The sequence below is a fragment of the Arcobacter sp. CECT 8985 genome (genome assembly GCF_004116495.1).
In the GTDB taxonomy this organism is placed as follows: domain Bacteria; phylum Campylobacterota; class Campylobacteria; order Campylobacterales; family Arcobacteraceae; genus Malaciobacter.
In genome coordinates, this window is sequence record NZ_PDKC01000003.1 from 137,602 (window position 1) to 150,390 (window position 12,789).

Consider the following 12,789-nt stretch of genomic DNA (forward strand, 5'->3'; position numbering starts at 1 on the left):
TAAAAGGATTGCCTATAACTATAGACAATCCTATATTTTGCTAAACTTAGCACTATTTTTATTTAGTGAAAAGTCACTAATTTGATGATTTTATCTTTCTTCTAATGGAACAAATTTTAAATTTTCAGGTCCTGTATAATTTGCAGAAGGTCTGATGATTTTACCATCTTCTCTTTGTTCAATTACGTGTGCACCCCATCCTGTAACTCTTGAAATAACAAATATTGGAGTAAACATATCAGTTGGAATTCCCATTTGATTATAAGATACTGCAGAGAACCAATCAAGATTTGGAAACATTTTCTTTTGTTCCCACATAATTGACTCAATTCTTTCTGCTACATCATACATTAACATGTCATTGTTTTCTTCTGAAAGTCTTCTAGCAACTTCTTTAATTACTACATTTCTTGGATCACTTGTAGTATAAACTGGGTGTCCAAATCCAATAATAATCTCTTTTCTTGCCATTCTTTCTTTGATATCTTTTTGGGCTTCATCAGCACTTGAATATCTTTCTTGAATTCTAAATGCAACTTCATTTGCTCCACCATGTTTTGGACCTCTTAATGCTCCAATAGAACCAGTTATACATGAGAACATATCTGAATTTGTTCCAGCAATTACTCTTGAAGTAAATGTTGATGCATTAAATTCATGCTCTGCATATAAGATTAGTGAAGTATGCATTGCTTTTACCCAAGATTCTCTTGGTTTTTCACCATGTAATAGATGTAAGAAATGTCCACCGATTGTATCATCATCAGTTACAACATCAATTCTTTTTCCATTAAATGCGTAGTGATACCAATAAGTTAACATCGAACCAAAACAAGCCATTAATTTATCAATTATATTTTGAGCTTCTTCTTTAGGATGAGCTTCATCTTCAGACATAATTGCTCCAAGAACAGAACAACCAGTTCTCATAACATCCATTGGATGGGCAGTTTTTGGTAGTTGTTCCAAAGCAACTTTTACGCCATCTGGTAAATCTCTCATTCCTTTTAGTTTTTCTTTATACGCTTTTAATTCTTCTTTATTAGGTAGCTTTTCATGTACTATTAAATATGCAATTTCTTCAAATTCTGAATTGTCAGCAAACTCTAAAATATCATAACCTCTATAGTGAAGATCATTTCCTGTTTTACCAACTGTACAAATTGCAGTATTACCTGCTGCATGTCCAGATAATGCAACTGATTTTTTTGGTTTAAATCCTGTATTAGTACTCATTTTTTCTCCTTAATCTAGTGTTATTAATTGATATTATTATTTGCTTTTAGCAAAAAGTTCATCCATTTTTTGCTCATATTTATGATAATCTAACATATCATAAAGCTCCATTCTTGTTTGCATCGTATCAAGAACTCCCTCTTGAGTTCCCTTTTCTCTTAATTCTTGATATACATTTAATGCAGCTTTATTCATCGCTCTAAATGCTGATAATGGATAAAGAACCATATCAATTCCAACACTTCCAAGTTCTTCAACTGTGAACATTGGAGTTGCACCAAATTCAGTAATATTTGCTAATACTGGTACATTTATTGCATTTGTAAACTCTTGGTACTCTTTTAAAGTATGAATTGCTTCAGCAAAAATTGCATCTGCTCCAGCTTCAACATATGCTTTTGCTCTAGCAATTGCAGATTCTTGACCTTCACTTGCGTGAGCATCAGTTCTTGCAATAATATAAAAATCAGGATCTAAATCTTTTTTTGCATCAACTGCAGCTGTAATTCTGTCACACATCTCTTGTGTTGATACTAACTCTTTATTTGGTCTGTGTCCACATCTTTTTGCCGCAACTTGATCTTCTATATGTAATCCAGCAGCTCCAGCTCTAATAAACTCTTTTACTGTTCTTGCGACATTAAATGCATGTCCCCATCCAGTATCTGCATCAACAATTAAAGGAGTATCACAAATTGAAGTAATTCTTCTAATATCAATACATACATCTTCAATCATTGTCATACCTAAATCTGGTAAACCATAAGAAGCATTTGCAACACCTCCACCAGAAATGTAAATAGCTTTAAAACCTACTCTTGTAGCTTGTAATGCTTGGTAAGCATTTATTGTGCCTACAATTTGTAGTGGAGTTTCTTCTTTTAATGCCTCTCTAAATTTTTTTCCTGCGCTCATATAATAGTCCTTCCTTTATATTTTATACATTAATTATACATCATTGAATAAATTAAAGATTGTATAATTTTTGTAAGAGAAAACTCAATTTTTTTACAAAAAAGTAAAAAATGTACAATATTTGTTTTTATGTTTAAGAATAGTACAATAAATGATAAATTTTACTAAGGGAAGAGTAATGTCATTTAAAACAGGAATAGAAAAGATAATTGAAATATATAAAAGATCTCATTTAAGTATATCAAAATTTTCATCATTAATTCAAAAAGATAGAAGAACTGTTACTTCTTGGGTAGATGGATTAACCGATGTTGAACCAAATGATGAAGTAAAAAAAAGAATCTGTAGTTTATTTAGATATCCTGATTATATTTGGGAATCTGGATGTAGCGGTGATGAGTTTCTTAAATCAATTACTCAAATTCCTCAAAAAGAAGTAAGAATAATAGATGAGGATTATCAAGGAAGACTCAAATATATAATGGATGTGGAAAAAAACAGAAGATTTGTTATTCAAGCACAATTTCCTGGACCAATGTATAGAGATACTGCTGTTCAAAGTGTTTTTAGAAATAGAACAGATAAAAATATTGAAGATTTAAAACAAAAAAGAATTGATCAAATGCTAAGATATGATTATGATACAACAGAGTGGTATTCAATCAAATCAATTCTTAGTTTTTGTTATGCAAAAATTGGTAACTTTTTTACAAAAGAGGAAAAAATAAAAATATTAGAACTAATTTATGAGTTATTTAATAATAACTATAATAAAAAGCTTTTTTTCTTTGATTCTTTTTCAAGAAAAATATATGGAATGGAAACAACATATATTTCAATAAATGTAAAACAAAAAATTCTATTTTTTAAATCACCAATAGAATCAGTATTTATTGAAATAAGAAATAGAAGTTTAGTTGAGAGAATGCACAGATATTATTCTTCTCCCATTGAAGCACCAAGTCATGTTAATTTTTTAGAATCAGTTAAAATTATTAAGATTTTACAAGATGCATTAAAGTACAATAATACTTTAGCACAAGCTTATGAAACAATAAACAGAACAACAGATTATGGTGAGCTTTTTTATCATAACTTATCAGTTGACTTACAAAAAGAGGTGACTCCTCCAAAACCAGGACAAAGAAGGAATTAATATGGAAGCATTATATTTGCATCAATTTTTTATTTTAGCTGCTGCTATGTTTATTGCCCTTTTATCTCCAGGCCCAGATTTTGCAATGATTGTAAAACAAAGTATCACATATGGAAAAAGAAGCTCTATTTTTACAAGTATTGGAATAGGACTTGGAATTTCAGTACATATTATATACTCAATTTTAGGAATAGGGCTGATTATTTCTAAATCAATAATTTTATTTAATATTATTAAGTATTTGGGTGCAGCATATTTAATCTACTTAGGAATTCAAAGCTTGAAATCAAAAGGAATAAAACTAGATAATAAAGATAAATCAACAAATAAAGAGATTAGTGATTTAAAATCATTTACATCTGGATTTTTATGTAATGCCTTGAATCCTAAAGCAACGCTATTTTTCTTATCAATGTTTACAGTTGTAATAAATATAAATACACCACTTTATATTCAAAGTCTTTACGGATTGTTTTGTATCTTAGCAACAACAGTTTGGTTTATTTTTGTATCTTTGATACTAAGCCATAGTAAAGTTAGAAACTTCTTTAGTAAATTTGGAGTTTGGTTTGATAGAACAGTTGGTTTTGTATTGATTGGATTAGGATTAAAAGTAGCGTTTAGTAAATAAATATGCTTTTTAGCATATTTATTTATAAGTATCATATCAAGTCCAACTCTTCACTAATAGCTTTAAAATACTTTTTTGTGTAGCTCTTCAAGTAAATATATTATAATAGCAATCTTGGAGTAGTTTTAATTTCTAAATCTTAATATAATTTTTACATAAAAGAGTTTGAAAGAGGGCAAATGGGAAATAGTACTAAAGATGATTATGTTCAAAGTATATGTAGAGTAATTTTATATATTGAACAAAATTATAATAGTGAGTTAACTCTTGATATATTATCAAAACATGCTAGTTTTTCTAAATACCATTTTCACCGTATTTTTAAATCAATTGTTGGTGAGAGTATGGGTGAGTATATTAGAAGAGTGAGACTTCAAAGTACTACTTTACAGTTTAAGACAAATCAAAAAATTACTCAAATAGCTATGAATAGTGGTTATGAAACTAATGCCTCTTTTTCAAAAGCTTTTAAAAAGCATTTTGGAATAACTCCTAAAGAGTTTGCAAAAAATGCAAAATTAAAAAGAGGAAATAAGATGTTAGAGCCAAAAATAATAAAGCTTGAAGATATAGAGATTTTGTATGTAAGAAAAACAGGTGAGTATACAAAATGTAGTATTGAAGCATGGGAAAATCTTATAAACTTTGTAGGTACAGAGTATTTTATAAGAGATGATGTAATGATGTTTGGAATAGGACATGATAATCCTAACATTACGCAGATAGATAAACTTAGATACGATGCTTGCCTTTCTTGGGTAGATAAATCAATTCAAGAAAAAGGTGAGATTCAAAGTAAAATAATAGATGGTGGAAAATATGCTGTATTTTTACATAAGGGTGATTATAAAGAGTTGATAAATACTTATGATGGAGTATCAAATTGGATTATTCAAAGTGGCGTAGAGTTAAGAGATTTACCTATTATTGAAAAATATTTAAATAAGAATCCAATTACTTGTGATAAACAGGATTTAAGAACAGAGATTTATATTCCAATTATTTGATAATTGGAATATATTTATTTTATTTTAAAAGATCTTTAAATTTATGATTTTTAACAATTTCACCAATAAGTTTTTGTACTGCTGGGACAAAACTTCTTTGCATTTCTGAACAAGCTGAAGTTGCTAAGTAACTAGATTCATAATCATATCTTGAGATTATAGACATTTTTTCTCCATTTGATGAATTAACTGTTACATCAAATTTCCAATATGCATTACCAAATACTGTACTTCCATATATATCATTTAATTTCATTCCAATTGTTGTTTTTGCTTGAGTATCAAGTAAATCAGAAACTACTAATTCTTTTTTAAAAGCGTCTTTTATATAAGAAATAAAAGTAGACCCTTTTGCAGTTCCTACAGGAGTTGCAAGTCTACACATTAATGTAGATTCATTATTTTCATCTACAAAATCACCAAGGTTTATTTTTTGTCCATTTTTTGCTATAGATTTTAAATTAAGTATATTATCTGTTGACATAGAATAGTCATACACTTTATTTGCACAACCAGTAAATAAAAATACAACAAGTAAACTTGTAATTAAAATAACACTTTTTTTCATTTGTTTCCTTAAAAAATTTTTTGTATTATATTTTAATAATACTTAAATTATTTAATTATTTTATAAGGTTTTGAAATATAAAAATAAAAGTATGATAATCTATAGCTTTTAGTATAGGGAAATATGAAGATTTAATAAAATAAATAAAATATTATTTATTTAAATTAATGAATATTGATTTTTATAAAATAATTAATATAAAAATATTATTTAAATTTTATAAATATTGTATAAAAGTTAAAATAAATAGACTTGATATTAATACAAATATAAAAATAGATAAGTAATATATTGATCCTGTGAAAGTGCCTCTTGCAACCATACCAAAGGCAAGTAATCTTTTATCAGCACTTTTATAACTTTTAGATATTTTACGATATATAAAAATATAAAAAATTGAATACAATGGAATAATTGTAAAAAGGATTAATCTGCCATACTCTTTTCCAAAAAAAATTGAGATAACAAACATAAAAAGTAAGCAAGAAACATTTCCCATGGCATATTTTTTTAATTTTATCTCTTTTGTTTTATCATTCATTATTTAAATTTCTTAACTATTTTTATTTAATTTATATTATCAATTAGACTGATATTATTATTTTTCAAATATATTACAAAAATATCATTTAAAAACTATAATTTACTATTTTGTATTTTATGCAAATTTTCATATGCCCATAACTCAAACTATGCTAACATCACACTATGAATAACAAATACCAAATATTAAAAGATGTTTTTGGACATGAGCATTTTAGAAGTTTTCAAGAAGATGTAGTTGATTGTATTATTAATAAGCAAGATGTATTGACTATTTTGCCAACTGGTGGTGGTAAGTCACTTTGTTATCAACTTCCAACATTATTGATGGATGGTGTGACTGTTGTAGTTTCTCCTTTGATTGCTTTGATGCAAGACCAAGTAAAAGCTTTAAATGATTTAAATATAAAAGCTGCGATGATTAGTTCTTCTCAAACAAATGAAGATAACAATCTTACAATGCAGATGCTTTTAGATGAACAGTTAAAGTTTATTTATGTTGCACCAGAAAGATTTACTTCAGAAGAGTTTATATCTGTTTTACAAAGAGTAAATATAAATTATTTTGTAATAGATGAAGCCCATTGTGTTAGTGGATGGGGACATGAGTTTAGAGCTGAGTATCGAAACTTAGATAAACTAAAAAGATATTTTCCAAATACTTCAATTTGTGCATTTACTGCAACTGCTACTAAAAAAGTGCAAAGTGATATTGCTGCAAGTTTAAATTTAGACAATCCAAGACATTTTAGAGCTAAAACCAAAAGAGATAACTTAGATATAAAAGTAGAGCCAAGAGTTTCAAATGGTAAAAAACAGATTTTAAATTTTTTGAAAAGTCACAAAGGTCTATGTGGAATAATATATACTTTTACTAGAAAAGAAGCAGAATCAACAGCACAATTTTTATGTGAAAATGGATACAAAGCAAGAGCTTATCATGCAGGTTTAAAAGCAGAAATAAAAGATGAAGTTTATAATGATTTTATTTATGAAAATATTGATATTGTAGTAGCTACGATTGCTTTTGGAATGGGAATAGACAAATCAAATATAAGATTTGTAATACATACTTCACTTCCAAAAACTTTAGAGAACTATTATCAAGAAATAGGTAGAGCAGGAAGAGATGGTGAGATGTCTTATGTATATTTGCTTTACTCAAAATCTGATGAGGTAAAAAGAAAGATACAAATCCAAGAGGCTATTGATAGTAACTACAAGCAAATAGGTCTTGATAAATTAGAAGCAATGTATAGATATTGTGTATCAAATAAGTGTAGACATAAGATGATTGCTAAGTATTTTGAAGATGAGATAGAAGATTGCAAAAGTATATGTGATAACTGCACAAAAGGCGAAGTAACACAAGTTGATGTGACAATTGATGCGCAGAAATTTTTGAGTGCAGTTTATAGAACACAACAGCGTTTTGGAACAAATCATATAATTGATGTACTAAGAGGTTCTAAAAATCAAAAAATATTAGAGTTTGAGCATGATAAGTTAAATGTATATGCATTAGGAAAAGACAAAAGTAAAAATGAGTGGATAGCAATAGTTGATAAACTAATAGATATTGAAGCTTTAAGTTTAGGTGAATTTAGAGTTTTAAAGCTTACAAATTTGGGAATGCAGATACTAAAAGGAAATGAAAAGTTATTAATAGATAGTGATAAACTTGGAATTGCAAATCAAATAGAAGAAGAAAAAACAGAACTTACATTTGATGAAGAGTTATATGAAAAATTTAGAGAATTAAGAAGAGAGATAGCTTTAGAGCATGAAGTTCCAGCTTATGTGATTTTTTCAGATAAGACATTAAAAGAGTTTAGTTCAAAACTTCCAACTACAAAAGAGCAGATGTTAGATGTAAATGGAGTAGGGCTTGTAAAATATGAGAAATATGGTGAGAGTTTTTTGCAATTATGTAAAGATATAAAAGAGCAATTTAGTGAACAAATTGAACAAAAAAAAGAGTTAAAAAAACTAACAAAAACTTATCTTGAAACTTTAGAGCTTATTAATGAAAATAAAACTTTAGAAGAAATATCTCAAATTAGACAATTATCAACTAGTTCTATTTTATCTCATGTTTCACTTTTATTTGAACATAACAAAATATCAAAAGAGAGAAAAGAACAACTTTTAAGCTCACTTACTATTCCAGATGAAATTCAAAATTGGATAAAAACTGGTTTAGAGTATGAGAGTTTAAAAGAACTAAGACAATACTTATATTTATATGAGTATCTAAATAAAGAAAATGATTGAAATTATTTGATGATGAACAAAAAAAGTGATTTTTGTTGTTCAAAAAGTACTAAGGGTTTGAGAGAATCTCTAAATTCTACTTCTTGAACACTTCTTGGAACAAATTATATCTGTAAATAAAGGTTATAAAGCCAATAAATTAGATTTTTTAATTTTGTTCCAAATATAAGAAGTATTTGAACTAACGTTAAAGTTAAGCTACAAGTAGCAAAAGGTTACTTGTTAGCTTCTATGATTTGTTAGAACGACCAGGAGGAATTGGTATACTTGAGGTTTCTATTCCTTCTTTTATCCAACGAGACCATTGGCTTAATATTCCACCATTTCTTGTTTTTGATCCTTCGGACCAATTCAATTGAAATTCATCAGATATTCGTTCAGCTAAATCTTTATTTGAAATTTTTGGTGTTTCAGTAAGTATTTCAACACACCTATTTAATGAACCTTCATTTTTTGCTACAGACCAAATTGCTTCTAATTTACCACCGTACTTTTTAATTGATTCATTTTGTATAGTTACGTAGTCATTATTTAATGAGACAAGTTCAAATCTCTTTAAAACTGTCAATGCATTCCGACTTACATCTTTTACTTCTTTTGTTCCTTTACTAATAGCTTCAATTGCTTCATAAACAGAATACGGTGAAACAGAAACAGAAAACACATTACCTCTTTGCTTTCCACTTCTAACTACTTGTTCTATATTAGAGATAGGTGAACCAGAATCTTGAACAATCACATTTTTACCAGCTCTTGAAAGAAAACCAGAATATATAAGAAAATTTGTTAGTTTATTAGAATATGTTGACCATGTTTTTTCACCAAATTTTGCTTTTGGTAAACTCTCTATCAAAGTTTCTTTAATATCATTTTGCTGAATAGTCTTTCCTGCGTATTTTTTATATAGTAATATTTTTAAAGAATGTTTATTCAGTTTATCTCTTAATAATTTTAGTGCGACTTCTTCTGTATAAATATGCATATTTCGGTGAAGCTTAAATGCTATACTATCCCTTTCAGCTAAACCAAACATTACTAAATCAGCGCCTATGTTCCATATAGTTCTATCTTTTAAAGAAGCTTCTTTTGCTAAATCAATTGAGTCGATAAATCTATCATTGACAAGTCTTTTACAAATATTAAGCATAGAAGATGGATCAGAGGTTGGTATATAGTTAAATGGTATAATAGGTGTTCTACCTGTAAGCAAGTAATCTTTAAATATATCCCAATATATATTAAGTCGATCACCACTTCTTACTACCAACCGCTTATTCACTAAATTATTTAAAATAGAAATTCCAGAGATTTCTATAATTTCACTCCAGTCAGCAGGAGCTTTTTGTGCAACTAACTTAAGACATGTTAGTTCTTGTGGTGATAATAATTCCAAATCAGATTCAAATATACGACCAGCATCTAAATCAACTAGTATTGATTCCGAGCCTTCTCCTTTAATTATTCCTTCATGTAAATTAATACATAGTTTTTTTAATAGCCAGGGGAAACCTTGACTAGACTGTGTAATTTGATGTCTAGTTTCAGCAGTAATATTATGTCCTATTTCTTTTTGAAATTTAGTAATAGATTTAGAAATTTCTCCATTATCAAATACATCAAGCCTATATTCACGTCTGTGATCTGAAAGTTCATGCCACATATGATATGCAGGATGATCCTGATGAGTAGTGCTATCTGTCTTCCACGCAAAGCCCAAAACAAAATTTCTTTTACTTCCCGCTACATCTAGCATTAAATCTCTTGCAGATTTAAATACACCAAATAACTCTGGTTTAGAATACAATTCTTCAAATTGATCAAATACTAAACAAATAACTTGTCCTTTAGCCTCCAAAGAGTCAAAGTATTTTTGAATATTTGGAGAACTTAATGGTGTTGTGGGGTCAGTTAAATTCAAATCCATTTTATCTCCAAATCCATTTTTTTGAGCTTCTTTTAAACATGAAATGAAAGAAGATAAAATATATAATGGAGATCTAGCACCACGAATATCAACTGCATATACAAAGTATTTTTTCTTATAATGTTGGTTCTTAGACCTATCTCGAAGTTTTGCAATTAGTGAACTTTTTCCAAGTCCTGAATTTCCAGTAATTGCAAATACTCTACTTCCATTAGAGTTTTTTGCTGACTCCAAGAAATTAAAAATATCTTTTTGTGTGGAATCTCTTCCTACAAAATCTTGAGGTCGTGCAGGTCTGTAGTCATTCCAAGATTCTCCAGTTTGAACTTCTATAACTGTAGGTAATTTTGAAGGAATTTTAAGTTCACTGCTTTCCTTTTTTTGTAAGCCTATATTTAAATCAAAATCTGCTAATACTGTTTCGAGACTTGATAAATTATCTAATGTTTCTTTTTCTTCTATTTGCCTTCCATTTGAAGCATTGTATACTAGAACACCATATGGTGTTCCACCCTTTAATGTATAAACACACCAAAATATTCCATATTTGGTAACTAATAAAGTCCAATCACCCAAAAATTCTGAACCACTAACAAATTCTTCAGCTTTAGAAGTTGGTGGAGTTGTAATTATTGAAGAATCTTGTAATGAAGATATTACGTGATTTGGTGAATAAAAACTCAATCTTGATGATTTATTTTCTGGCTTTGTCTTCCATTTCTCAATAAAACCTTTTGCATCTTTAGTAAAGTCAGATGTTGATATTAACCATCCTTCTGTATATTCTTCAGAATCAACTGTACCCCATAATTGTCTTAGAATAGGAGCTGCGATAGGAGCTTTTTGAGCTTTACACTCAACATAAATTTTTTTACCATTAACCTTATGTTCACATAATAAATCAAGTTCAGCTCCTACTATTCGAATCTCTTCTATTACATAGTAACCATATGCTTTCAGTAACTTTTTTGAAAGGGATTCTAGTAAGTCACCTTTTTTCTTATTACTATCATCATCTTTACAAGCAACTTCTATTTTCATTATCTTAATATCCCTTCTATTGTGTTCAACATGGTAGTTAAATAACTATTGGCTAGATTATATCTTTATTGGTACGATTTTAAAGTAATTACCTTCTGTATTACTTTATTGACATTTCAATTCTTTGTTCTAACTATTTCCTAAACATACATTATATACAAGATAGCCTGAAAATAAATAACGTAGATAAAGATATTATATGTTGAAACAGCCATAAACCTGCGAAATGTTAAATATATTAAGAGGTGAAATGTAGATAATAATTGATACAAATATGAGTCATAAAAATAAGTTCAATAACCTGTACTTTTTTGCACAAATTTGGTTAAGTAAAATAAATTCTAGGACTATCAAATTTTGACACAAAATTCTGAACAGTCTCAACAACTTCAATTTTTCTTTATCAAATTGAAGTTGTAATATAAAATTTTATTTTTTATTTTTTATATTAAATAAAAGTAGTCCATTACCAGAATAAATTTCTACTTTATTATCTTTATTTGAAAAATAAATATCTTTAATAAATAATTTGATTATTAGATCTTTATGTTCTATTTTAAAAATCATTTTTTTATAGTTTGTTTTATCAATAACTTTGATTTTTTCTTTTTTTAGTTTTTCTAAAATATGTCTTAAATCAAGTTGAAAAAGTTTATTTTCTATTTTAAGGTTTAATATTGAATGTTTCTCTAACCAGTATGTAAAATATTTAGTTCCATAATATGCTTTTTTTATATAACTTGAAAAATTAAATACAAATGAATAGTTATAGTTTTTAGAATTTATTGCAATATCATCAAGCTTGAAGTTTTTAAGGTATTTTTTTTGTTTTAAAGAGTATTTTGTTGTATATTCTATATTTAAGTATTTTAAATGAGATTTTGTATTCATTTTTGTTTTAAATATTTTTTTTAATTCTTCTTTCCCTTTTCTACTATTTTCTAGATAATTCAAAAGAGATGTTATTTCTACTCTTTGTTGTTTTGGAAGTTCATTTTTTGCAGGAATTACTTTTTTATTTATATACATATCATTTTTTATAAATATATTTTTTAATCTATTAATTTGTGAATAAATAGATACATTATGAGCATTAAATGGAGTTATTGAGCTAAATATAGAAAGTATAAAAAGAGATATAACAGCATTTTTTATATTAAATTGTTTTTTTATTAATTCATAAATTAATAGATAAATAAACCAAATAGCACAAGCAATAAGAACGTATCTTGAAGGTGTTATTCCATATTCAGAAATTCTAGTATATATTGAGATAGATAAAAATATTATAGGGATAATTGAAAAATAAGTTGAAAATTTAAGTATAAAGTTAGTTAGTTTATTGTGCTTTTTTAAACCTATTAGTAAACTTTTTACAACTATAACTATAGTAAAAAATAAGCAAATTATAAATGCTAAGTTTCCTTTTGGAAGTTCTTGTAAAATAGTTATTTTGGCAAAATATATATATAAAATAATTGTATATACAAAAAC

Annotated in this window: 10 protein-coding genes; 4 read left to right on the forward strand and 6 right to left on the reverse strand. The window is 27.3% G+C overall.

Annotated elements, in window-relative coordinates; all coding sequences use genetic code 11:
* Positions 1-90: 90 nt before the first annotated feature.
* Both prpC and prpB read right to left on the reverse strand, forming a co-directional pair.
* The gene (prpC, locus tag CRU93_RS02985; protein ID WP_129102697.1) at positions 91-1,236 is read right to left on the reverse strand and encodes a 2-methylcitrate synthase; all 1,146 of its coding nucleotides are present in this window, start codon (positions 1,234-1,236) and stop codon (positions 91-93) included.
* 36 nt (positions 1,237-1,272) lie between these two features.
* Complete coding sequence (gene prpB / locus CRU93_RS02990; protein WP_129102698.1) at positions 1,273-2,151, reverse strand: methylisocitrate lyase; 879 nt, start codon at positions 2,149-2,151, stop codon at positions 1,273-1,275.
* Between the two features lie 178 nt (positions 2,152-2,329).
* Between prpB and CRU93_RS02995 the strand changes: the two genes are divergently transcribed.
* The 3 genes from CRU93_RS02995 (at position 2,330) to CRU93_RS03005 (ending at position 4,945) form a co-directional block, all read left to right on the forward strand.
* A complete protein-coding gene (locus tag CRU93_RS02995) occupies positions 2,330-3,307 on the forward strand; it encodes a hypothetical protein (protein ID WP_129102699.1) in 978 nt (325 codons plus the stop codon).
* A 1-nt stretch (position 3,308) separates the two neighbouring features.
* Entirely contained in the window at positions 3,309-3,938 is a 630-nt protein-coding gene (locus CRU93_RS03000; RefSeq protein ID WP_258238813.1) for a LysE family translocator, read from the forward strand.
* Positions 3,939-4,117: 179 nt separating this feature from the next.
* Complete coding sequence (locus tag CRU93_RS03005) at positions 4,118-4,945, forward strand: GyrI-like domain-containing protein (RefSeq protein ID WP_129102700.1); 828 nt, start codon at positions 4,118-4,120, stop codon at positions 4,943-4,945.
* A gap of 19 nt (positions 4,946-4,964) precedes the next feature.
* Here the strand turns inward: CRU93_RS03005 and CRU93_RS03010 are convergent, their stop codons facing one another.
* Positions 4,965-5,513 (reverse strand): hypothetical protein, encoded by a 549-nt coding sequence (locus tag CRU93_RS03010; RefSeq protein WP_129102701.1) that lies wholly within the window; start codon positions 5,511-5,513, stop codon positions 4,965-4,967.
* Positions 5,514-5,730: 217 nt separating this feature from the next.
* The gene (locus CRU93_RS03015) at positions 5,731-6,054 is read right to left on the reverse strand and encodes a hypothetical protein (RefSeq protein WP_129102702.1); all 324 of its coding nucleotides are present in this window, start codon (positions 6,052-6,054) and stop codon (positions 5,731-5,733) included.
* A gap of 167 nt (positions 6,055-6,221) precedes the next feature.
* On the opposite strand from CRU93_RS03015, the gene recQ reads away from it, so the two are divergent.
* Positions 6,222-8,330, forward strand: coding sequence for a DNA helicase RecQ (recQ, locus tag CRU93_RS03020; RefSeq protein ID WP_129102703.1), 2,109 nt, complete (start codon positions 6,222-6,224; stop codon positions 8,328-8,330).
* A gap of 229 nt (positions 8,331-8,559) precedes the next feature.
* Here recQ and CRU93_RS03025 read toward each other — a convergent pair whose 3' ends face one another.
* Both CRU93_RS03025 and CRU93_RS03030 read right to left on the reverse strand, forming a co-directional pair.
* Positions 8,560-11,295, reverse strand: coding sequence for a restriction endonuclease (locus tag CRU93_RS03025; protein WP_129102704.1), 2,736 nt, complete (start codon positions 11,293-11,295; stop codon positions 8,560-8,562).
* A gap of 429 nt (positions 11,296-11,724) precedes the next feature.
* Positions 11,725-12,789 (reverse strand): DUF4153 domain-containing protein (locus CRU93_RS03030; RefSeq protein WP_164967607.1); only part of this gene is annotated, 1,065 nt, incomplete at its 5' end.

Bases quoted from the DNA above. Each gene is read 5' to 3' on its own strand.
- prpC (WP_129102697.1), bottom strand. From the start codon at position 1,236: ATGAGTACTAATACAGGATTTAAACCAAAAAAATCAGTTGCATTATCT.
- prpB (WP_129102698.1), bottom strand. From the start codon at position 2,151: ATGAGCGCAGGAAAAAAATTTAGAGAGGCATTAAAAGAAGAAACTCCA.
- CRU93_RS02995 (WP_129102699.1), top strand. From the start codon at position 2,330: ATGTCATTTAAAACAGGAATAGAAAAGATAATTGAAATATATAAAAGA.
- CRU93_RS03000 (WP_258238813.1), top strand. From the start codon at position 3,309: ATGGAAGCATTATATTTGCATCAATTTTTTATTTTAGCTGCTGCTATG.
- CRU93_RS03005 (WP_129102700.1), top strand. From the start codon at position 4,118: ATGGGAAATAGTACTAAAGATGATTATGTTCAAAGTATATGTAGAGTA.
- CRU93_RS03010 (WP_129102701.1), bottom strand. From the start codon at position 5,513: ATGAAAAAAAGTGTTATTTTAATTACAAGTTTACTTGTTGTATTTTTA.
- CRU93_RS03015 (WP_129102702.1), bottom strand. From the start codon at position 6,054: ATGAATGATAAAACAAAAGAGATAAAATTAAAAAAATATGCCATGGGA.
- recQ (WP_129102703.1), top strand. From the start codon at position 6,222: ATGAATAACAAATACCAAATATTAAAAGATGTTTTTGGACATGAGCAT.
- CRU93_RS03025 (WP_129102704.1), bottom strand. From the start codon at position 11,295: ATGAAAATAGAAGTTGCTTGTAAAGATGATGATAGTAATAAGAAAAAA.